Raw genomic sequence first — 20,060 nt, 5'->3', positions numbered from 1 at the left:
TTATTCCCGACCTCGTCCCACACTGGAGGTCCCGGTGACGACACGTGGAGTTCTGTACGTGCATTCCGCACCGCGCGCGCTCTGCCCGCACGTGGAATGGGCTGTTGCGGGCGTGCTCGGGGTGCGGGTGAACCTCGACTGGATCAGGCAGCCCGCCTCCCCCGGCACCTGGAGAGCCGAGTTCTCCTGGCAGGCCGAGGCGGGCACCGCCTCGAAGCTCGCCTCCGCACTGCGCGGCTGGCACCTGCTGCGCTTCGAGGTGACCGCGGAACCCTGTCCGACCGCCGAGGGCGAGCGCTACAGCTCCACCCCGGAGCTCGGCATCTTCCACGCCGTCACCGGCATGCACGGCGACATCCTGATCCCCGAGGACCGGCTGCGCGCCGCCCTGGCCCGCTCCGGCCGCGGCGAAACGGATCTCGAGGCGGAGATCGCCAAGCTGCTCGGCAAACCCTGGGACGACGAACTGGAGCCCTTCCGCTACGCGGGCGAAGGCGCCCCGGTGCGCTGGCTCCACCAGGTCGTCTGACCCGTACACGCGAAGGGCCCCGCCCGGCAGATGCCGAGCGGGGCCCTTCGCGTGTACGGGTCAGACGGTACGGAACGCCAGGGTGACGTTGTGGCCGCCGAAGCCGAAGGAGTTGTTGATCGCGGAGATCGGGCCGTCGGCCGGAAGCTTGCGCGGCTCACCGCGCACGATGTCCGCGTCGATGTCGTCGTCGAGCGCGTCGACGTTGATCGTCGGCGGGGCCAGCCGGTTGTACAGCGCCAGTACGGTCGCGACGGTCTCGATGCCGCCCGCACCGCCCAGCAGGTGACCGGTCATCGACTTGGTCGCGGAGATCGCGATGTGGTCGAGGTCGTCGCCCAGCACCTTGCGCAGGGCCTTCAGCTCGGCCGTGTCACCCTGCGGGGTGGACGTGGCGTGCGCGTTGACGTGCACCAGCTCGGCCGTGTCGAGTCCGGTGTTGTCGAGCAGGTTCTGCACCGCGGCCGCGACACCGCGGCCGGTCGGCTCCGGCTGCGCGATGTGGTGGCTGTCCGCGGACAGCCCCTGGCCCAGCACCTCGCAGTAGACCCGGGCACCGCGCGCGGCGGCGTGCTCGGCGGACTCCAGGACGACGACGCCCGCGCCCTCGCCGAGGACGAAGCCGTCACGGGCCTTGTCGTACGGGCGGGAAGCCTGCTCGGGGTTCTCGTTGTTCTTGGACATCGCCATCATGTTGGCGAACGCGGCGATCGGCAGCGGGTGGATCGCCGCCTCGGTGCCGCCCGCGACGACCACGTCGGCACGGCCGCTGCGGATCATCTCGACGGCGTAGCCGATGGCCTCGGCGCCGGACGCGCAGGCGCTGACCGGAGTGTGCACGCCCGCCTGGGCGTTGATCTCCAGGCCGACGTTGGCGGACGGCCCGTTCGGCATGAGCATCGGGACGGTGTGCGGGGAGACCCGGCGCACACCCTTCTCCTTCAGCACGTCGTACTGGTCGAGCAGGGTCGTCACGCCGCCGATGCCGGAGGCGATCACGGTGCCCAGACGGTCGGGCGCGATGGAAGCGCCCGTGGTGTCCTCCGCGCCGGCCGGGTCGGTGTAGCCGGCGTCGGCCCACGCCTCCCGGGCGGCGATGACGGCGAACTGCGCCGAGCGGTCGAGCTTGCGGGCCAGCGGCCGGGGCAGGACCTCGCTGGGGTCCACGGCGGCCGGTGCGGCGATGCGGACCGGGAGCTCGGCGAAGCGCTCGCCCTCGAGGGGCTTTACGCCGGAACGGCCGGCGAGCAGACCTTCCCAGGTCGAAGCGCTGTCGCCACCCAGCGGAGTGGTTGCGCCGATACCGGTGACGACCACGGTGCGATTGGTCGGGCTCACAGGAATTCTTTCTCCACGTCTCAGGGGGTGCTGAATTGTCACGGCGCCACCGCCAGGTGGCGACAAACGCTCGTCAGGCTCAGGCCTGGTTGTCCAGGATGTACTTCGCGGCGTCGCCGACCGTCTTGAGGTTCTTGACGTCCTCGTCCGGGATCTTGACGTCGAAGCGCTCTTCGGCGGCGACGACGACCTCGACCATGGACAGCGAGTCGACGTCCAGGTCGTCGGTGAAGGACTTGTCGATCTCGACGTCCTCGACCGGGATGCCCGCGATCTCGTTGACGATCTCCGCGAGACCGGCGACGATCTCTTCCTGCGTGGCGGCCATGTGGCGCTCCTTCTATAGCTAACTGAGGTGGAACAGGGCTGGGATCGGATCCCGGCCCTAGGGGAGGGTAACGACCGTCGCGGCGTAGACGAGTCCCGCCCCGAAGCCGATGACGAGCGCGGTGTCGCCGCTCTTCGCCGCTCCGGTCGCCAGGAGCCGCTCCATCGCGAGCGGGATCGAGGCGGCCGAGGTGTTGCCGGTGGTCTCCACGTCACGGGCGACCGTGACGTGCTCCGGCAGCTTCAGAGTCTTCACCATCGAGTCGATGATCCGCATGTTTGCCTGGTGCGGAATGAAGACGTCCAGGTCGTCCGCGGTGATCCCGGCGGCGTCGAGCGCCTGCTGGGCCACCTTGGCCATCTCGAAGACGGCCCAGCGGAACACCGCCTGGCCCTCCTGTGTGATGGCCGGAAACTTCTCGGCGCTGTCCTTGCTGCGGAACTCGTCCCACGGCACGGTCTGCTTGATGGTCTCCGACTTGTCGCCCTCCGAACCCCACACCGTGGGGCCGATGGCCGGCTCGTCCGAAGGGCCCACGACCACGGCGCCGGCGCCGTCACCGAACAGGAAGGCCGTCGCGCGGTCCTCCAGGTCGGTCAGATCCGAGAGCCGCTCCACGCCGATGACGAGGACGTGCTGGGCCGAGCCTTCGACGACCATGCCCTTGGCCAGCGTCAGGCCGTAGCCGAAACCGGCGCAGCCCGCGGAGATGTCGAAGGCGGCGGGCTTGACCGCGCCGATCCGGTGCGCGATCTCCGTCGCGACGGCCGGGGTCTGCTTGAAGTGCGAGACCGTCGAGACGATCACGGCACCGATCTGCTCGGCGGAGACACCGGCGTCGGCCAGCGCCTTGCCGGAGGCCTCCACCGACATCGCGGCGACGGTCTCCTCGGGCGAGGCCCAGTGCCGGGTCGCGATGCCCGAACGGGACCGGATCCACTCGTCGGACGAGTCGATGGTCTCGAGGATGACCTCGTTGGGCACCACACGGGTCGGGCGGTAGCCGCCGACACCGAGGATGCGGGCGTAGGGGGAGCCCTTGGCCGGCTTGATCTTGGACATGCTGTGTGGGCTCCTTCTCTCAGGCCGTCTGTTCGGCGATGAGCGCCGCGGCCTTGTCGAGATCGTCCGGGGTCTTCAGCGCCACGTTCGGTACGCCCTTCAGCGCACGCTTGGCCAGACCCGTCAGGGTGCCGCCGGGGCAGAGCTCGATGATCCCCGTGACGCCCAGCTCGGCGAACGTCTCCATGCACAGGTCCCAGCGGACCGGGTTCGCGACCTGGCCGACCAGTCGGGCGACGACGTCGGCGCCCGTGGTGACGACAAGACCGTCCTTGTTCGAGACGTACTTCAGCGCCGGGTCCGCCGGAGAGAGGGCCGCGGCGGCCTTCGCCAGCGTATCGACCGCGGGGGCCATGTGGTGCGTGTGGAAGGCGCCCGCGACCTTGAGGGCGACGACCTTCGTGGAACCCTCGGGCTTCTCCGCCACCAGGGCGGCGATCTGCTCCGTGGTGCCGGCGGCCACGATCTGGCCCGCGCCGTTGATGTTGGCCGGGGTCAGACCCAGCGCCTCCAGGTGCGCGACGACCACGTCGCGGTCACCGCCGAGCACCGCGGCCATGCCGGTCTCCGTGACGCCGGCGGCTTCGGCCATCGCCAGACCGCGCGTACGGACGAGCGACAGCGCGTCGGCGTCGGACAGGACACCGGCGTACGCGGCGGCCGTGAACTCGCCGACGCTGTGGCCCGCGACGGCACCGAAGGCCGAGGCCGGCCCGAGTGCGCCGGCGGACAGCAGACCCGCCGCGACCAGCAGCGGCTGCGCCACGGCCGTATCGCGGATCTCGTCCGCGTCGGCCTTGGTGCCGTAGTGGGCGAGGTCGAGCCCGATGGCGTCCGACCAGGCGGCGACGCGGTCAGCGGCACCGGGGAGGTCGAGCCAGGGAGTCAGGAAGCCGGGCGTCTGAGCGCCTTGGCCGGGAGCGACGAGTACGAGCACCCTCACACTCTCTCTTGTGGAGGGTCCCTGCCGCCCGTGGGGACAGGGACCAAGAACCGTCGGGGTAATTGTTGATGTCCGACAAAAGTCTAGGACTGGCCGTCACCGTCGGCCAGACGCCCCAGAATCAGGGCGATCCGCAGCGTAAACGCCGAGCGGACATCAGAAGGGGACCAGCCGGTGACGTCGGTCACACGTCGCAGCCGGTAGCGCACCGTGTTCGGGTGCACGAACAGCATGCGGGCCGCCCCTTCGAGGCTGCTCGCCTGCTCCAGGTAGACGCTCAGCGTCTCCAGCAGCGCCGACCCCGCCTCTTCGAGCGGTCTGTAGATCTCCTCCACCAACTGCTCCCGGGCAGCGGGATCCGAGGCGATCGCCCGCTCCGGCAGCAGATCGTCCGCCAGGACCGGGCGCGGGGCGTCCTGCCACGCCGTGCAGGCCTTCAGCCCGGCCGCCGCGGCCTGCGCCGACTTCGTCGCGTTCAGCAGATCGGCCACCACCGGGCCGGCCACCACCGGACCGGCCGCGAACGGCCCGATCAGCGACTTCGCCACCTGCATCGGGTTGTCGCTGCCGCCCGCGATGACGACCAGCCGGTCGCCGAGCACGCCCGTCAGGACCTGGAGCTTGTGGTGCCGCGCCGCGCGCCGGATCGCCTCGACCGTCAGCTCGCTGTCCCCCTCCGGCGCGGTGCCCAGCACCACGCACACGTGCTCCGGGGAGTTCCAGCCCAGGGCCGCGGCCCGCGACAGCGCGCCCTCGTCGGCCTCACCGGACAGCACCGCGTTGACGACCAGCGACTCCAGCCGCGCGTCCCAGGCCCCGCGCGCCTCGGCGGCCTGCGCGTACACCTGGGCCGTCGCGAAGGCGATCTCCCGGGCGTACACGAGCAGCGCCTCGCGCAGGATCTGCTCGTCGCCCGGGGCCGCCACCTCCTCGATCGCGGTCTCCATGACCTCGATCGTGGTGCGGACCATCTCGACGGTCTGGCGCAGGGTGATCGCCCGGGTCAGCTCCCGCGGAGCCGTCCCGAACACGTCGGTGGAGATCGCCTGCGGGGTCTCCGGGTGCCGGAACCACTCGGTGAACGCGGCGATGCCGGCCTGGGCGACCAGGCCGATCCAGGACCGGTTCTCCGGGGGCATCGCCCGGTACCACGGCAGGGTCTCGTCCATCCGCGCGATCGCGTTGGCGGCGAGCCGGCCGGAGGACTTCTCCAGCCGGCGCAGCGTCGCGGTGTGCGGATGGGCGGGCACGGGATGCGCGGCGTGTGTCGCGGGGGAATGCTCACGTTCGGGTTGGGGCACGTGACAAGACTGCCTTATCGGGACGGCAGCGCGGAGTCCGGTCCCCGTGCCCGGCCCCGGCCCGGGGGCTACGGTGGCCCCCATGATTGATGTACGCCGCGGCGCCGACCGGTACGAGGGCGGGGATCCGGCCGCCGGAATCACCACCCGGCACGCCTTTTCCTTCGGGTCCTCCTACGACCCGGACAACCTGCGCTTCGGCCCGGTCCTGGCCTGCAACGAGGAGACCCTCGCCCCGGGCGCCGGATTCGACGAGCACCCGCACAGCCACACCGAGATCGTCACCTGGGTCGTCGAGGGCGAGCTCACCCACCGCGACGACACCGGCGAGGAGGGCGTGGTCCGGCCCGGCGACGTACAGCGGCTCAGCGCCGGATCGGGCGCCCGGCACGTGGAGCGCAACGACGGCGAGGGGCGGCTGCGCTTCGTGCAGACGTGGCTCGCGCCGCTCACCCCGGGCGGCGAGCCCTCGTACGAGGTGGTCCGGGGCCTCGCCGACGCCGCGCCCTACCCGGTCCCCGCGGCGGGCGCCGTGCTGCACGTCCGGCGGCCGGGCGCGGGCGAGCGGGTCCCCCTGCCGGCGGCGGAGCGGGTGTACCTGCACGTGGTGCGCGGGGACCTGCGCCTGGACGGGCAGGAGCTCGGCCCCGGGGACGCGGCGCGGATCACCGGCGAGAAGGACCTGGAGGTCGTCGCCGGATCCCCGGGCGAGCTGCTGATCTGGGAGCTGCCCGCACAGACCGCCTAGCGCTGTGCGCGGAGCTCGGCGAGGACCGCGTCGGTGAACGGGGTCCACGCCTCCACCGCCCACGGGCCGAACGCGCGGTCCGTCAGGGCCACGCACGCGGCGCCGGCGTCCGGGTCCACCCACAGGAAGGTGCCGGACTGGCCGAAGTGCCCGAAGGTCCGCGGGGAGGACGAAGTGCCCGTCCAGTGCGGTGCCTTGCCGTCGCGGATCTCCATGCCCAGACCCCAGTCGTTGGGCGACTGGTGCCCGTAGCCCGGCAGGACGCCCTTGAGGCCGGGGTGCACGACGGAGGTGGCCGCCGCGACCGTGCGGACGTCGAGCAGCCGGGGCGCCTGGAGCTCGGCGGCGAACCGTACGAGGTCGGAAACGGTCGAGACGCCGTCCTTGGCGGGCGAACCCTCCAGGGTGGTCGAGGTCATGCCCAGCGGCTCGCACACCGCCTGGTGCAGGTACTGCGCGAACGGGATGCCGGTGGCCTTGGCGATGTGGTCGCCGAGCACCTCGAAACCGGCGTTCGAGTACAGCCGGCGCTGCCCGGGCGGGGCGCTCACCCGGTGCTCGTCGAAGGCCAGCCCGCTGGTGTGCGCGAGCAGGTGACGGACCGTCGACCCTTCGGGCCCGGCCGGCTCGTCCAGCTCGATCGCCCCCTCCTCGTACGCGACGAGGGCCGCGTACGCGGCGAGCGGCTTGGTGACCGAGGCCAGCGCGAAGCGGTGGCCGACGGGTCCGTGGGAGCCGGCCGTTCCGCCGTCGGCGCGTACGACGGCCGCCGCGGCCGTCTGCACCGGCCAGTTCTCGATGATCCGCAAGCTCTCCATGGCGTCGAGCCTACTTGCTTGGAGTGCACTCGAGGGTTTTAGCGTGGGGCCATGAGCCTGACGCAGACGCGGTACACGATCAGCGAGGTCGAGGCCCGGACCGGTCTGAGCCGGCACACGCTGCGGTGGTACGAGCGGATCGGCCTGATGCCGCACGTGGACCGGTCCCACTCGGGGCAGCGGCGCTTCAGCGACAAGGACCTCGACTGGCTGGCGTTCGTGGGCAAGCTGCGGGCCACCGGGATGTCGGTGGCGGACATGGTCCGCTACGCGGAGCTGGTCCGTGAGGGGGACCACACCCTCGACGAGCGCCGCGAGCTGCTGGAGGCGACGCGGCGGGACGTGCGGGCGCGGCTCGCGGAGCTGACGGACGCGCTCGCCGTACTGGACTACAAGATCGATTTTTATGCGATGAACGCGGTCGCGGGGAAGGCGCATCCATGACGGAGCACGACGGCACCACCATCGAGCGGGTCGAACTGGGCAAGGGCGGTCCGCTGGTCGGCGTCCAGGGCCTGGGCTGCATGGGCATGAGCGAGTTCTACGGGGACACCGACGAGGCGGCGGCCCGCGAGACCCTGGAGGCGGCGCTGGCTGCCGGGGTCACCCTCTTCGACACGGCCGACGTCTACGGGCTGGGGCGCAACGAGGAGTTCCTCGCCCCCTTCGTGGCCGCGCACCGCGAGGAGATCACCCTCGCGACGAAGTTCGCGATAGAGCGCAACGAGGACCCGCACTATCGCGGTGTCCGCAACGACCCCGCCTACGTCCGGCGGGCCGTGGAGGGCAGCCTGCGCAGGCTCGGCGTGGACGTCATCGACCTGTACTACATGCACCGGCGCGACCCGGCGGTGCCGTTCGCCGAGTCGGTGGGCGCCATGGCGGAGCTGGTGCGCGAGGGCAAGGTGCGCCACCTCGGGCTCAGCGAGGTCACCGGCGCGGAGCTGCGCGAGGCGCACGCCGTGCACCCGATCGCGGCGCTCCAGTCGGAGTGGTCGCTGTTCAGCCGGGACGTGGAGCGCAGCGCCGTGGGCGCGGCGGCCGAGCTGGGCGTGGCCTTCGTGCCGTACTCCCCGCTGGGCCGGGGTTTCCTGACGGGGGCCTTCGCCGACGCGTCGACGGACTTGGCGGACGGGGACTTCCGCCGCCACCAGCCGCGGTTCACCGGCGAGAACGCGAGGGCGAACGCGGCGCTGCTGGCCCCCGTCCGGGAGGTCGCCGCGGCGCACGGGGCGAGCCCGGCGCAGATCGCCCTGGCCTGGGTGCAGCAGCGGGCGCGGGTGCACGGGCTGACCGTGGTCCCGATCCCGGGGACCCGCAAGGCGGCGCGGCTGCGGGAGAACGTGGCGGCGACCCGGATCACGCTGACGGCGCAGGAGCTGGCGCTGCTGGAGCCGATCGCCTCCCGGGTGGCGGGGGACCGCTACCCGGACATGACCTTCACCTCGGCCTCCCGGGAGGGCTGAGGCGCGGGAGCGGAGCGCGGAGCGCGGATCGCCGAGCCGCAGGGTCAGGGCCGCTCGGCGGTGAACCGGTCCCGCAGCGTCACGTACTCCGCGTCCGTCAGCAGGCCGGCCGAGTGCAGCTCGCTCAGGTGCTCGAGCCGGTCGTCGGACGGCCGGGGCGAGGGGAAGGCCGCGACCGGCGTGCGCCCGCGCAGCGCGGCGAGGACGGCCGCGGCGAACGGCAGCGACTCGTGCACCGCCCCGTACCCCATGCCGAAGACGGCCGCGGCGAGGTCGTGGCTGGGGCGGGGGTCGGCTCCGGTGAGCCGGGGCTCCCGCAGCAGCAGCCGCAGGTGCCCGCCGGGGCCGTCGGGGGAGCTCCACTGCACGCCGGTGAGGGCGGCCAGGGGGTAACGCTGGTCGCCCGCCTTCCATTTGGTGCTGGTCGCGCCCGTACGGGACCAGTGGAAGGTGAGCGCCGAGCCGTCGAAGGCCACGCGCGCGTCGTACGCCTTCAGCTGGAGCGGCGGCTGCGGGACGTCGACCAGGAAGTGCTCGGCGGGCTCGGCGGCCTCCGGACCGAGCCGGGAGCGCAGCGAGTCGGCGAAGGCGGCCGCGTACGGCGCCCGTTCGCCCGGCAGCACCAGCCGGTAGGGGTCGCAGGCCTCCCTCAGCTGCCCCGCGGCGGCCTCCATCAGCGGATCCGCGCCCGGCCGCGGGACGACACGCAGCACCACCGTGTCCCGCTTCCCGGCGGTCACGCTCACCCCCGACACCGCTTCCAGGGGGATCCGGCGCGAGCCCAGGACATGGAAGAGCCTCGGCTGCCTCGGCGTTCGTATCCCCCGTGCGAAGCGGATGAGCACCGAGTCCGAGTCGAACTCCCAGACGGCATGGTTTCCGGCCAGTACGTCACCCATGGGCCACATGGTAAAGGGAGGGGCCCTCGCGCGTCCCCCTCGCTGCGAGGCCCGGTTTCCGGCCCTCTACGCGCGTCAGCCGGTCTCCGCGCCCGAAATACCGTCCCGGCAGGCATCGTTCCCGGTCGCGCACACGACGGAACCGAATGCGCCGGTTCCGATTTTGGCGAAGTTGTCCACCGAGTCGGTCCCTGGCTCGAAATAGCCGGTGTGGGCCTTGGCGGTGGCCGAGGACAGCAGCCGCGCGCCGAACTCCGCGGAGACCGGGTCGGCGCCGTGGCCCAGCCCGCCGAACTCCAGGTGCGGCACGTCCGCGATCCAGTCGCCCTCGTCCCGCGTGGCCCACACCCGGGCCGAGGTGCGCAGTTCGGCGACGTTCGAAGCACGCATGCCGGGGCTGCCCGCCACCACCACGTCCGTCACCCGGTCCGGCAGCTCGTGCGCGGCGACCCCGCACACCACCGAGCCGTAGCTGTGGCAGAACAGCGCCACGCTGGAGCGCCCGGGCAGGGCGGTGGTCAGCGACTTCAGCCGGACGGCGCCGTCGAAGGCCATGCGGCCGGTCGCGGCGTCCACGCCGACCCCGGTGGGCGCGTCGTACCCGGCCCAGGCGATGACCGCGGTCCGGCCGGCCGGGGCGGCCGCGCGCTGGGCGTCGTACAGGGACTGGGCCATGCCGACCGGGGCGCTGAACCTGCGCTGCGTGCGCTCGAAGGTGATCGCGTCGGTGTCGACGCCGGGGACGACCACCGACACCCGGCGGGCCCGGTCGAGGTCCCCGAAGACCTCGGCGACCAGGCCGCCGCCGGTGGGGTCGAAGGCGAGGATCTGCCGGTCGGGTTCGGCGAGCGAGGCGAAGCGGTGGGAGCGCCGGGTGGCCGTGAGCCGGTCGGCCGGGGCCAGCGCCACGTCGCGGCTGCGGGCTTCCTCGACCTGCCCGGCCTGCTCCAGGCCGCGCCGGTTGGCGCGGTAGCGGGTGGCGGCGGGCGCCCCGTCGAGATTGCCCACGACCAGCGGGTAGCCGTCGGCGAGCCGGGCCCGCTGGGCGGCGTCGAGCCCGTCGAAGAAGCGGGCCACCGTCCGTGCGGGGGCGTCCGCGGGCGGAACCGGCCGTCCGTCGATGCGGGCCTTGGCCCAGGCGGCGAGGGCGGCGGCGCGCAGCGGGGTGCCGCCCTCGGGGCGGTGCACGGCCGTCCAGCCGGTGGTCGCCAGCATGACGAAGACCACCGCGAGCGCGAGCAGGGTGCGCAGGGCGGCGGGGCGCGGGTCGGCGCCGTGGGCGGGGGGAAGGGCATGGCCGGACAGGTTCACTGGGACCAGCCTAGGAGACCGGTTCCGGCGGGGGCGCGCAGGGTGACGGGTGTCACGGCCGTCCGGGTGCCGCCGCAGCGGCGGTTGCTGATCAACGGTCAGCCGGGCCGGCCCCCTCTCCTGTGGGCGCGCGGCGCCAGTTTCCGGCCAGAGCAGGGCCGATCTGGTCCAGATAGGCCTCGGTCATCCGCCGGATCGCGGCCACGCTGGTGTCCTCGCCCTGCCCCCACAGCCGCCCCGTGACCCGCATCACGCCGCAGAAGGCGGCGGCGGCCACGCGCGGGCGCGGGTCGGCGTCCACGTCCAGGCCCTCGCGGGCGGCGACCAGCGCGGAGATCCGTTCCTCCAGACCGGTGCAGCGGCGCAGGTGCACGGCGAGCAGGGCCGGGGTGGACTCGATCAGCCGGTAGCTGCGCATGTAGAGGTCGACGGGGACCACGTCGCAGAGGGCTTGCTCGAGGGTGTCCCAGGTGGCGAGCACCGCGCCGCGCATCGCCTCCAGGGGGCCCTCGGCGGCCGGCCGGGCCTGAAGCTCGGCGAAGAACCGCGACTCGACCAGGTCCTGGACGGCGAACGCGACCTCTTCCTTGTTCGCGAAGTAGCGGAAGAAGGTCCGCTGCGAGACGTGCACGGTGTCGGTGATCTCGTCGACGGTGGTGGCCTCGTACCCCTGGGAGACGAAGAGCAGCAGGGCGGCGCGCAGCAGCGCGTCCCGGGTGCGCCGCTTCTTGCGCTCGCGCAGTCCCGTCACCGCCGGTCCGGCCGGTGCCGTCCGCTCGTCAGTCTTCACCGCGGGGCTCCTCTCTGACGCCGAGTGGGCGGTCAGGCTACCTGTGACCCCCCTCACACCGGCCGTCCCGTTAAGCCGTTGGTGAAGCGACGGCAACTCGTTCGGGGACACGCCCCCGCCCGGGAACGGGCCGGGCGGGCCGTGCCGGAGGCGTCAACTCCGCAGGTACGACAGCCCCGCCGGACGGTTCCGGCGGGGCTGTCGCCTATCAGGGTGGACCCGGCCGGGCCCCCTTCCGCCCTCCCGTATCCGCAGGTCAGCGTGGTGTCAGCGGAGCCCCGGAAACGGTCCGGGTGCCGCCCGTCCACAAGGAGTTGACCCGTCATGCGTACGTGGAGCACCACTTTCGCCGCCGTCGCCCTGGCCCTGACCGCCCTCATCCCGAGCACGGCCGGCTCCGCCCACGCCGCGGGCCCGGCCACCCTCGGGCCATGCGCCACCGGGCAGCTGTGCCTGTGGGCGAAACCGGAGTTCAAAGGCACCCGGCACGTCCGCGAACTGAGCACCGTGGACATCAACAGCTGCACCGCGCTGCCCGAGGGAACCAGCGCGCAGTCGCTCGTCAACCGCACCGGGCGCCCGGTCACCACCTACCAGTCGGCCGTCTGCGCGGAGACAGGCGAGTTCCAGACCTACCCGGGGGACGGAGTCTGGCTGCCCCAGTCGCCCTACCAGGTAAGGGCGTTCAAGGTGTGGGAGAACTAGGCACCACGGGCGCTACGGGCGCTACGGGCACCACGGCCGGGCCCTGCGGCCGGTCCGGGGGCCCTGCCACCGCCTCGCGCGGCGCCGGGGCCCCGGGCTGCCCGGCCTGAGCGCCGCCCAGCCGGGCCACCTCGGCGCGCAGCGCCCGTACCTCCGCGTGGAGTTCCCGTACGGCCGCCAGCTGGAGCCGCTCCACCTGGTCGTCCCGCTCGAAGCGGGCGATGAACCAGGCGGCGATGTTCGCGGTCACCACACCGAGCAGGGCGATCCCGGACAGCATCAGCCCGACGGCCAGCACCCGGCCGAGGCCGGTGGTGGGGGAGTGGTCGCCGTACCCGACCGTCGTCATGGTGGTGAAGGACCACCACACCGCGTCGCCCAGGTTCTTGATGTTGCCGCCCGGGGCGTCCCGCTCCACGCTCAGCACCGCGAGGGAGCCGAACATGAGCAGCCCCACGACGGCTCCGGCCACATAGGTCGTCAGCCGGACCTGCGGAGCCATCCGGGCCCGCCGGCCCACCAGCAGCAGTGTCGACAACAGCCGCAGCAGCCGCAGGGGCTGCACCAGCGGCAGCACCACGGCGCACAGGTCCAGCCAGTGCGTCCGTACGAAGTGCCGGCGGTCGCTCGCGAGACCCAGCCGGACCAGGTAGTCGAGGGCGAAGGCCCCCCACACCGCCCACTCCGCGAGCGTGCACGCCCGGTGCACCTGGGCACTCGCGTCGGGGGCGATGATCGGCACGGCGTACGCGACGGCGAAGCAGACGGCGAGGACGAGCAGCGGGGTCTGGCTCCGCCGCTCCCAGAGCAGCTGGCGGGAGGGTTCCTTCATGCCGAGCATCGTAAGGAACCCGTAAAGCGGAGGTGCCCCCGGCAGAGCCGGAGGCACCTCGGCCCCCTCGCGGACCGGCCGGCCGGCGACCGGCTACGCGTCGCCGCCCGCCGCGCCGGGGTCGGCCGCCGCGACGTCCAGCAGCTGGTACCGGTCCACGGCCTGCTTCAGCGCCGACCGGTCGATCTGCCCCGTCTTGGCCAGCTCGGTGAGCGTGGCCAGCACCACCGACTGGGCGTCGATGTGGAAGAACCGCCGGGCCGCACCACGGGTGTCCGCGAAGCCGAAACCGTCAGCGCCCAGCGAGGTGTACGGGCCGGGCACCCAGCGCGAGATCTGGTCCGGCACCGCCCGCATCCAGTCGGAGACCGCCACGAACGGCCCCTGCGCACCCGACAGCTTGCGCGTCACGTACGGGACGCGCTGCTCCTCCTCCGGGTGCAGCAGGTTGTGCTCCTCCGCCTCGACGGCCTCGCGGCGCAGCTCGTTCCAGGAGGTCGCCGACCAGACGTCCGCCCGGACGTCCCATTCCGCCGCGAGGATCCGCTGCGCCTCCAGCGCCCACGGCACGGCCACGCCCGAGGCCATGATCTGCGCCCCGATGGTGCCCGAGGTGCCCTCCGACACCCGGTGGATGCCCTTGAGGATCCCGTCCACGTCCACGTCCGCCGGCTCGGCCGGGTGCTGGATCGGCTCGTTGTAGACGGTCAGGTAGTAGAAGACGTCCTCCGCGTCCGGGCCGTACATGCGCCGCAGACCGTCCTGGACGATGTGCGCGATCTCGTACCCGTACGCCGGGTCGTAGGCGACGCAGCCCGGGTTCGTGGACGCCAGCAGCTGGGAGTGACCGTCGGCGTGCTGGAGCCCCTCACCCGTCAGGGTGGTCCGGCCGGCGGTCGCACCCAGTACGAAACCGCGCGCCAGCTGGTCGGCCATCTGCCAGAACTGGTCACCCGTGCGCTGGAAACCGAACATCGAGTAGAAGACGTACACCGGGATCAGCGGCTCGCCGTGCGTGGCGTACGCCGAACCCGCCGCGATCAGCGAGGCCGTGCAGCCCGCCTCCGAGATGCCGTCGTGCAGCATCTGGCCCGTCGGCGACTCCTTGTACGCGAGCAGCAGGTCGCGGTCGACCGCCTCGTACTGCTGACCCAGCGGGTTGTAGATCTTGGCGCTCGGGAAGAACGCGTCCATGCCGAAGGTGCGGTACTCGTCGGGCGCGATCAGCACGAAGCGCTTGCCGATCTCCTTGTCCCGCATCAGGTCCTTCAGGATGCGGACGAAGGCCATCGTGGTCGCGATCGACTGCTGGCCCGAGCCCTTCTTGGCGGCCGCGTAGGTCTTCTCGTCCGGCAGCTGCAGCGGCTTGGCGCGCACCACACGGGTCGGCACGTAGCCGCCCAGGGAGCTGCGCTGGTCGTGCATGTACTGGATCTCGGGGGAGTTGCGGCCGGGGTGGTAGTACGGCGGAGCGCCGTTCTCCAGCTGCTGGTCGGTGATCGGGATGTGCAGGCGGTCGCGGAAGCGCTTGAGGTCGTCGACCGTCAGCTTCTTCATCTGGTGCGTCGCGTTGCGGCCCTCGAAGTTCGGGCCCAGCGTCCAGCCCTTGACCGTCTGGGCCAGGATCACCGTCGGCTGGCCCTTGTGGGCCTTGGCCGCCGCGTACGCCGCGTAGACCTTCTTGTGGTCGTGCCCGCCGCGGCCCAGGTGCTGGATCTGGTAGTCGGTCATGTTCTCGACCATCGCCCGCAGCCGCTGGTCGTCCCCGAAGAAGTGCTCGCGGATGTACGCGCCCGATTCGGTGGCGTACGTCTGGAACTGCCCGTCGGGGGTGGTGTTCATCTTGTTGACCAGGATGCCGTCGCGGTCCTGGGCCAGCAGCGGGTCCCAGGAGCGGTCCCAGATCAGCTTGATGACGTTCCAGCCGGCGCCGCGGAACTGCGACTCCAGCTCCTGGATGATCTTGCCGTTGCCGCGCACCGGGCCGTCGAGGCGCTGCAGGTTGCAGTTGACGACGAAGGTCAGGTTGTCCAGGCCCTCGCGGGCGGCGATCGACAGCTGGCCGAGCGATTCCGGCTCGTCCATCTCGCCGTCGCCGAGATACGCCCAAACGTGGGACTTGGAGGTGTCCGCGATCCCGCGCGCCTCCATGTACCGGTTCATCCGGGCCTGGTAGATCGCACCGAGCGGGCCCAGGCCCATCGAGACGGTCGGGAACTCCCAGAAGTCCGGCATCAGCCGCGGGTGCGGGTAGCTCGAAAGGCCGTACGGGGCCTTCGACTTCTCCTGCCGGAACGCGTCGAGCTGCTGCTCGGAGAGCCGGTCCAGGAGGTAGGCGCGCGCGTAGATACCGGGGGAGGCGTGGCCCTGGAAGAAGATCTGGTCCCCGCCGTCGCCCTCGTCCTTGCCCCGGAAGAAGTGGTTGAACCCCACGTCGTAGAGGGAGGCGGAGGAGGCGAACGTCGCGATGTGGCCGCCGACCCCGATGCCCGGGCGCTGGGCGCGCGAGACCATGACGGCCGCGTTCCACCGGGTGGCGTTGAGGACCTTGCGCTCGATCTCCTCGTTGCCGGGGAAGAACGGCTCGTCCTTGGTGGCGATCGTGTTGACGTAGTCCGTGCTGCGCATCTCGGGCACGGCCACGCGCTTCTCGCGGGCCCGCTCGATCAGCCGCAGCATCAGGTAACGGGCACGCTCACGGCCCCGCTCGTCGACCGCCGCGTCCAGGGAGTCGAGCCACTCCTGCGTCTCCTCCGGATCGAAGTCCGGGACCTGACTGGGCAGGCCGCCAATGATGATCGGATTGCGATCGGATGCGGAAACCACGCTGTTCCTTCGCTGTCGGGGGAGTCGTGCCTTGGGTTGTCGTGCCTTGGGTTCGCCGCCTCCCATGGTCTTACGCCCGGCCGAAATCGTCATCTTTACCGCTGGGTAATCCCTGGAGGCGGCGGGAAGTCAGGGGTGGGCCATCCGAGGGCGCCCCGGCCAAATCGCAACCTTACGCGCGAGTCGGTCAGGCCCCGCGGAGGAACTCGTAAGGACGTTCGTCCCTCAAACAGGTAGGAAAGTCCCAAGGCGTTGCCGATGATGCCGAATGAACCGCAATGGTGTGGGATGAATCACCAGAGCCCCGCACGGGGAGGCTGAAAGTTGCGGCGAGACGGCCGCAATCGTCACCGTTTCGACGGTCTCGGCGGCCGGGTACTTGCGCGATCCGCCGCGCCCGTGTGGACTACGTCCAATGCTGCGCGTACGCGCGCCGCCGAAGACATTCACCGAACATGAGCAGGAGGCACCCCGTGAGCGCGACCGCGGACCACGCGGAGAACCTGGCCGCCCGGCTGGGTTTCCAGTCCGAACAGGTGGTCCAGGAGATCGGCTACGACGACGACGTCGATCAGGAATTCCGTGATGTCGTTGATGAGCTCGTCGGCGATCTCGTCGACGAGGACTACGACGACGTCGCGGACGCCGTGTTGCTGTGGTTCCGTGAGGACGACGGCGACCTGGCGGACGCCCTGGTCGATGCCACCGAGCTGATCGAGGACGGCGCACTGATCCTGCTGCTGACCCCCAAGACGGGCCGCCCCGGCTACGTCGAGGCCAGCGACATCAAGGAAGCCGCAGAGACGGCCGGCCTCTCGCTGGCCAAGGGTCTTCCCGTGGGCAAGGAGTGGGCCGCCACCAAGCTGGTGACGCCCAAGACGGCCGTCAAGTCCAAGCGCTAAGCCGCGCGCCCCGCTGCCGAGCGGACATCACGCACACACCCCGTCGACCCGCGGTCGGCGGGGTGTGTGCGTTCCCGGCCCCGCCCCGCCTAGGCTGTGCCTCACCCGAACGGCCCACTGCGGGCGATCCAGGAATTGCGGGAACGAAGGGATGCGAGAGATGGCGATCGAGGTCGGCGACAAGGCCCCGGACTTCGAGCTCAAGGACAACCACGGCGCCACCGTGCGGCTCTCCGACTTCCGGGGGGAGAAGGCCGTGGTGCTGCTCTTCTACCCGTTCGCCTTCACCGGCGTCTGCACCGGCGAGCTGTGCGAGCTGCGCGACCAGCTGCCGCGCTTCCAGAACGACGAGGTCCAGCTGCTCGCCGTCTCCAACGACTCCGTGCCGACCCTGCGGGTCTTCGGGGAGCAGGAGGGCCTGGACTACCCGCTGCTGTCCGACTTCTGGCCGCACGGGGAGACCTCCCGCGCGTACGGGGTCTTCGACGAGGAGAAGGGCTGCGCGGTCCGCGGCACCTTCATCATCGACAAGGACGGCGTCGTGCGCTGGACTGTCGTCAACGGACTGCCCGACGCGCGTGACCTCAACGAGTACATCAAGGCGCTCGACAGCCTCTGAAAACCCCCTGTGGGACGGGAACCCGTCACTAGGATCGAAACGTTGATCCGATAGCAATCGCACGACGGGGCACCGCCCCACACAGAACCCAATGGAGGACCCGTGGGAGTCAGCCTCAGCAAGGGCGGCAACGTCTCGCTGACCAAGGCCGCGCCTAACCTGACGGCGGTCATCGTCGGTCTGGGCTGGGATGCTCGCACCACCACCGGGGTCGACTTCGACCTCGACGCCAGCGCGATCCTGACCAACGACCAGGGCAAGGTCGCCAGCGACGCGAACTTCGTCTTCTTCAACAACCTGAAGAGCCCCGACGGCTCGGTCGAGCACACCGGTGACAACACCACCGGTGAGGGCGAGGGCGACGACGAGGCGATCAAGGTGAACCTCGCCGGTGTCCCGGCCGATGTCGCCAAGATCGTCTTCCCGGTCTCGATCTACGAGGCCGAGAGCCGCCAGCAGAGCTTCGGCCAGGTGCGCAACGCGTACATCCGCGTGGTGAACCAGGCGGACAACACCGAGCTCGCCCGCTACGACCTCTCCGAGGACGCCTCGACCGAGACCGCCATGGTCTTCGGCGAGCTGTACCGCAACGGCGCGGAGTGGAAGTTCCGCGCCATCGGCCAGGGCTACGCCTCGGGCCTGCGCGGCATCGCGCAGGACTTCGGCGTCAACGTCTGAGCCACCAGCTGTCACCCGTCCGGCGCCGTGCACTGTGTGTACGGCGCCGGACCGGCTTTGCGGCCCGTACGGACCGGTCCCACGGCCGGCCCGGTCCGGGCCGCACCGCACGGCACCGCACACCGTCACGCAGAGCGCACCACGCGCACCATACGCACCACGCGCAGCACACCGTCACGCAGGCACACCGTCGTCCGGGGAGGACCACAACATGGGCGTCACACTCGCCAAGGGGGGCAATGTCTCCCTCTCCAAGGCCGCACCGAACCTGACCCGGGTTCTCATCGGCCTCGGCTGGGACGCGCGCTCGACCACGGGCGCGGACTTCGACCTCGACGCCAGCGCGCTGCTGTGCAACAGCGGCCGGGTGCTGGGGGACGAGTACTTCGTCTTCTACAACAACCTCAAGAGCCCCGAGGGCTCCGTCGAACACACGGGGGACAACCTCACCGGCGAGGGCGACGGCGACGACGAGTCGATCATCATCGACCTCAGCAAGGTGCCGGACCGCGTCGACAAGATCGTCTTCCCCGTCTCGATCCACGAGGCGGACGCCCGCCGGCAGAGCTTCGGCCAGGTCAGCAACGCCTTCATCCGCGTGGTGAACCAGGCGGACGGCCAGGAACTGGCCCGCTACGACCTCTCCGAGGACGCCTCCAGCGAGACCGCGATGATCTTCGGAGAGGTCTACCGGTACGGGGGTGAATGGAAGTTCCGCGCAGTGGGGCAGGGGTACGCGTCGGGTCTCAGGGGCATCGCTCTAGACTTCGGGGTCAACGTTTCGTAAAGCCGCAACAAGACGCATGGGGTGCCAGGTGCCAGTGGTTCTGAAAACCTTCGGCTGGTCGTTCGCCATCACGGCGCTCGGCCTCGCCTTTGCCGCGTGGCAGTGGGGGTGGGAGGCGTTCGGGGTCGTACTGATCCTGTCGATCCTCGAGATCTCGCTGTCCTTCGACAACGCGGTCGTCAATGCCGGAATCCTGAAGAAGATGAACGCCTTCTGGCAGAAGATCTTCCTCACCGTCGGCATCCTGATCGCCGTGTTCGGAATGCGGCTGGTCTTCCCGGTGGCGATCGTGGCCATCAGTGCCAAGGTCGGCCCCATCGAGGCCATCCAGCTGGCGCTGGACAACCCCGATCAGTACGAGGCCCTCGTCACTGATGCCCACCCGGCCATCGCCGCCTTCGGTGGCATGTTCCTGCTGATGATCTTCCTCGACTTCATCTTCGACGAGCGCGAGCACAAGTGGCTCGCCTGGCTGGAGCGTCCGCTGGCCAAGCTCGGCAAGGTTGACATGCTGTCGGTCTGCATCGCCCTGATCGCGCTGCTCGTCTCGGCGATGACCTTCGCCGTCAACGCCCACACCAGCACCGGCCACGCGGACAAGTCCGCCACCGTGCTGCTCGCCGGCGTCGCCGGCCTGATCACGTACCTCATCGTCGGCGGCCTGTCCTCGTACTTCGAGAACAAGCTGGAGGAGGAAGAGGAGCGCGAGCACGAGGAGGAGGAGAAGGCCAAGGCCGCGGGCAAGCCCGTCTCCGCCGTCGGCCTGGCCGGCAAGGCCGCGTTCTTCCTCTTCCTCTACCTGGAGGTCCTCGACGCCTCGTTCTCCTTCGACGGGGTCATCGGCGCCTTCGCCATCACCAACCACATCTTCTGGATGGCGCTCGGCCTCGGCATCGGCGCCATGTACGTCCGTTCGCTCACCGTGTACCTGGTCCGCCAGGGCACCCTGGACGACTACGTCTACCTGGAGCACGGCGCGCACTACGCCATCGGCGCGCTCGCGGTCATCCTGCTGATCACCATCCAGCACGAGATCAGCGAGATCATCACCGGCCTCATCGGCGTGGTGCTGATCGCCGCCTCCTTCTGGTCCTCGGTGCGCCGCAACAAGCGCCTGGAACTGGAGGATTCCGCCGCCAAGGCATGACGGCGGCGGTAATGCGGAACGCTCCATGGCG

General features: G+C 71.0%; 21 protein-coding genes. 10 read left to right on the top strand and 11 right to left on the bottom strand.

Annotation, left to right across the window (positions count from 1 at the left end; translation table 11 throughout):
* Positions 1-34: 34 nt before the first annotated feature.
* Positions 35-529 (top strand): DUF3145 domain-containing protein, encoded by a 495-nt coding sequence (locus ACZ6I1_RS16680; RefSeq protein WP_069920163.1) that lies wholly within the window; start codon positions 35-37, stop codon positions 527-529.
* 60 nt (positions 530-589) lie between these two features.
* On the opposite strand, the gene ACZ6I1_RS16675 is transcribed toward ACZ6I1_RS16680, so the two are convergent.
* From ACZ6I1_RS16675 to ACZ6I1_RS16655, 5 genes are all read right to left on the bottom strand, one after another.
* Positions 590-1,867: a beta-ketoacyl-[acyl-carrier-protein] synthase family protein gene (locus tag ACZ6I1_RS16675; RefSeq protein ID WP_469287741.1), complete on the bottom strand. Its 1,278-nt coding sequence runs from the start codon at positions 1,865-1,867 to the stop codon at positions 590-592.
* A gap of 79 nt (positions 1,868-1,946) precedes the next feature.
* A complete protein-coding gene (locus ACZ6I1_RS16670) occupies positions 1,947-2,195 on the bottom strand; it encodes an acyl carrier protein (RefSeq protein WP_401243698.1) in 249 nt (82 codons plus the stop codon).
* 57 nt (positions 2,196-2,252) lie between these two features.
* Positions 2,253-3,257, bottom strand: a complete 1,005-nt coding sequence (locus tag ACZ6I1_RS16665) for a beta-ketoacyl-ACP synthase 3 (RefSeq protein WP_469287739.1) — start codon at positions 3,255-3,257, stop codon at positions 2,253-2,255.
* A 19-nt stretch (positions 3,258-3,276) separates the two neighbouring features.
* Positions 3,277-4,194 carry an ACP S-malonyltransferase gene (locus tag ACZ6I1_RS16660; RefSeq protein ID WP_469287737.1) on the bottom strand — a complete coding sequence of 306 codons (918 nt, stop codon included), beginning with the start codon at positions 4,192-4,194 and terminating at the stop codon, positions 3,277-3,279.
* 89 nt (positions 4,195-4,283) lie between these two features.
* Positions 4,284-5,450 (bottom strand): PucR family transcriptional regulator, encoded by a 1,167-nt coding sequence (locus ACZ6I1_RS16655; protein WP_469287735.1) that lies wholly within the window; start codon positions 5,448-5,450, stop codon positions 4,284-4,286.
* Between the two features lie 133 nt (positions 5,451-5,583).
* On the opposite strand from ACZ6I1_RS16655, the gene ACZ6I1_RS16650 reads away from it, so the two are divergent.
* Entirely contained in the window at positions 5,584-6,249 is a 666-nt protein-coding gene (locus tag ACZ6I1_RS16650; protein WP_469287733.1) for a pirin family protein, read from the top strand.
* On the opposite strand, the gene ACZ6I1_RS16645 is transcribed toward ACZ6I1_RS16650, so the two are convergent.
* Complete coding sequence (locus ACZ6I1_RS16645; RefSeq protein WP_469287731.1) at positions 6,246-7,067, bottom strand: serine hydrolase domain-containing protein; 822 nt, start codon at positions 7,065-7,067, stop codon at positions 6,246-6,248. The genes ACZ6I1_RS16650 and ACZ6I1_RS16645 overlap by 4 nt on opposite strands.
* Before the next feature lie 51 nt (positions 7,068-7,118).
* Between ACZ6I1_RS16645 and ACZ6I1_RS16640 the strand changes: the two genes are divergently transcribed.
* Positions 7,119-7,511, top strand: coding sequence for a MerR family transcriptional regulator (locus ACZ6I1_RS16640; protein WP_469287729.1), 393 nt, complete (start codon positions 7,119-7,121; stop codon positions 7,509-7,511).
* The gene (locus ACZ6I1_RS16635; protein ID WP_469287727.1) at positions 7,508-8,533 is read left to right on the top strand and encodes an aldo/keto reductase; all 1,026 of its coding nucleotides are present in this window, start codon (positions 7,508-7,510) and stop codon (positions 8,531-8,533) included. Before ACZ6I1_RS16640 ends, ACZ6I1_RS16635 begins: the two co-directional genes overlap by 4 nt.
* A gap of 44 nt (positions 8,534-8,577) precedes the next feature.
* On the opposite strand, the gene ACZ6I1_RS16630 is transcribed toward ACZ6I1_RS16635, so the two are convergent.
* The 3 genes from ACZ6I1_RS16630 to ACZ6I1_RS16620 form a co-directional block, all read right to left on the bottom strand.
* Positions 8,578-9,432, bottom strand: coding sequence for a DUF4429 domain-containing protein (locus ACZ6I1_RS16630; RefSeq protein WP_469287725.1), 855 nt, complete (start codon positions 9,430-9,432; stop codon positions 8,578-8,580).
* A 75-nt stretch (positions 9,433-9,507) separates the two neighbouring features.
* On the bottom strand, positions 9,508-10,647 hold the full coding sequence (locus tag ACZ6I1_RS16625) for an alpha/beta hydrolase (protein WP_469287974.1): 1,140 nt from the start codon (positions 10,645-10,647) through the stop codon (positions 9,508-9,510).
* Between the two features lie 187 nt (positions 10,648-10,834).
* A complete protein-coding gene (locus tag ACZ6I1_RS16620; protein WP_469287723.1) occupies positions 10,835-11,533 on the bottom strand; it encodes a TetR/AcrR family transcriptional regulator in 699 nt (232 codons plus the stop codon).
* A 324-nt stretch (positions 11,534-11,857) separates the two neighbouring features.
* Between ACZ6I1_RS16620 and ACZ6I1_RS16615 the strand changes: the two genes are divergently transcribed.
* A complete protein-coding gene (locus tag ACZ6I1_RS16615; RefSeq protein ID WP_469287721.1) occupies positions 11,858-12,238 on the top strand; it encodes a peptidase inhibitor family I36 protein in 381 nt (126 codons plus the stop codon).
* Here ACZ6I1_RS16615 and ACZ6I1_RS16610 read toward each other — a convergent pair.
* Together ACZ6I1_RS16610 and aceE are read right to left on the bottom strand one after the other, a co-directional pair.
* A complete protein-coding gene (locus ACZ6I1_RS16610; RefSeq protein WP_469287719.1) occupies positions 12,219-13,070 on the bottom strand; it encodes an ion channel in 852 nt (283 codons plus the stop codon). The two genes, ACZ6I1_RS16615 and ACZ6I1_RS16610, sit on opposite strands and share 20 nt — an antisense overlap.
* Positions 13,071-13,163: 93 nt before the next feature.
* The gene (gene aceE / locus ACZ6I1_RS16605; protein WP_469287717.1) at positions 13,164-15,896 is read right to left on the bottom strand and encodes a pyruvate dehydrogenase (acetyl-transferring), homodimeric type; all 2,733 of its coding nucleotides are present in this window, start codon (positions 15,894-15,896) and stop codon (positions 13,164-13,166) included.
* A 473-nt stretch (positions 15,897-16,369) separates the two neighbouring features.
* Between aceE and ACZ6I1_RS16600 the strand changes: the two genes are divergently transcribed.
* The 5 genes from ACZ6I1_RS16600 (at position 16,370) to ACZ6I1_RS16580 (ending at position 20,029) form a co-directional block, all read left to right on the top strand.
* Positions 16,370-16,798 carry a DUF3052 domain-containing protein gene (locus ACZ6I1_RS16600; RefSeq protein ID WP_069920150.1) on the top strand — a complete coding sequence of 143 codons (429 nt, stop codon included), beginning with the start codon at positions 16,370-16,372 and terminating at the stop codon, positions 16,796-16,798.
* Positions 16,799-16,958: 160 nt separating this feature from the next.
* Positions 16,959-17,417 (top strand): peroxiredoxin, encoded by a 459-nt coding sequence (locus ACZ6I1_RS16595; RefSeq protein WP_469287715.1) that lies wholly within the window; start codon positions 16,959-16,961, stop codon positions 17,415-17,417.
* 102 nt (positions 17,418-17,519) lie between these two features.
* Positions 17,520-18,095, top strand: coding sequence for a TerD family protein (locus ACZ6I1_RS16590; RefSeq protein WP_008739115.1), 576 nt, complete (start codon positions 17,520-17,522; stop codon positions 18,093-18,095).
* 211 nt (positions 18,096-18,306) lie between these two features.
* The gene (locus tag ACZ6I1_RS16585; protein ID WP_469287713.1) at positions 18,307-18,882 is read left to right on the top strand and encodes a TerD family protein; all 576 of its coding nucleotides are present in this window, start codon (positions 18,307-18,309) and stop codon (positions 18,880-18,882) included.
* A gap of 34 nt (positions 18,883-18,916) precedes the next feature.
* Positions 18,917-20,029 (top strand): DUF475 domain-containing protein, encoded by a 1,113-nt coding sequence (locus ACZ6I1_RS16580; protein WP_469287972.1) that lies wholly within the window; start codon positions 18,917-18,919, stop codon positions 20,027-20,029.
* Positions 20,030-20,060 lie beyond the last annotated feature (31 nt).

The sequence above is a fragment of the Streptomyces sp. NPDC046303 genome (assembly GCF_055588085.1).
This window is presented reverse-complemented; position numbering and strand designations above follow the sequence as displayed.

What these genes read in the sequence shown, in the direction of transcription:
- ACZ6I1_RS16645 (WP_469287731.1), bottom strand. Translation starts at nt 7,067, where the DNA reads ATGGAGAGCTTGCGGATCATCGAGAACTGGCCGGTGCAGACGGCCGCG.
- ACZ6I1_RS16610 (WP_469287719.1), bottom strand. Translation starts at nt 13,070, where the DNA reads ATGAAGGAACCCTCCCGCCAGCTGCTCTGGGAGCGGCGGAGCCAGACC.
- ACZ6I1_RS16585 (WP_469287713.1), top strand. Translation starts at nt 18,307, where the DNA reads ATGGGCGTCACACTCGCCAAGGGGGGCAATGTCTCCCTCTCCAAGGCC.
- ACZ6I1_RS16595 (WP_469287715.1), top strand. Translation starts at nt 16,959, where the DNA reads ATGGCGATCGAGGTCGGCGACAAGGCCCCGGACTTCGAGCTCAAGGAC.
- ACZ6I1_RS16640 (WP_469287729.1), top strand. Translation starts at nt 7,119, where the DNA reads ATGAGCCTGACGCAGACGCGGTACACGATCAGCGAGGTCGAGGCCCGG.
- ACZ6I1_RS16670 (WP_401243698.1), bottom strand. Translation starts at nt 2,195, where the DNA reads ATGGCCGCCACGCAGGAAGAGATCGTCGCCGGTCTCGCGGAGATCGTC.
- ACZ6I1_RS16630 (WP_469287725.1), bottom strand. Translation starts at nt 9,432, where the DNA reads ATGGGTGACGTACTGGCCGGAAACCATGCCGTCTGGGAGTTCGACTCG.
- ACZ6I1_RS16625 (WP_469287974.1), bottom strand. Translation starts at nt 10,647, where the DNA reads ATGCTGGCGACCACCGGCTGGACGGCCGTGCACCGCCCCGAGGGCGGC.
- ACZ6I1_RS16650 (WP_469287733.1), top strand. Translation starts at nt 5,584, where the DNA reads ATGATTGATGTACGCCGCGGCGCCGACCGGTACGAGGGCGGGGATCCG.
- ACZ6I1_RS16635 (WP_469287727.1), top strand. Translation starts at nt 7,508, where the DNA reads ATGACGGAGCACGACGGCACCACCATCGAGCGGGTCGAACTGGGCAAG.
- ACZ6I1_RS16665 (WP_469287739.1), bottom strand. Translation starts at nt 3,257, where the DNA reads ATGTCCAAGATCAAGCCGGCCAAGGGCTCCCCCTACGCCCGCATCCTC.
- ACZ6I1_RS16615 (WP_469287721.1), top strand. Translation starts at nt 11,858, where the DNA reads ATGCGTACGTGGAGCACCACTTTCGCCGCCGTCGCCCTGGCCCTGACC.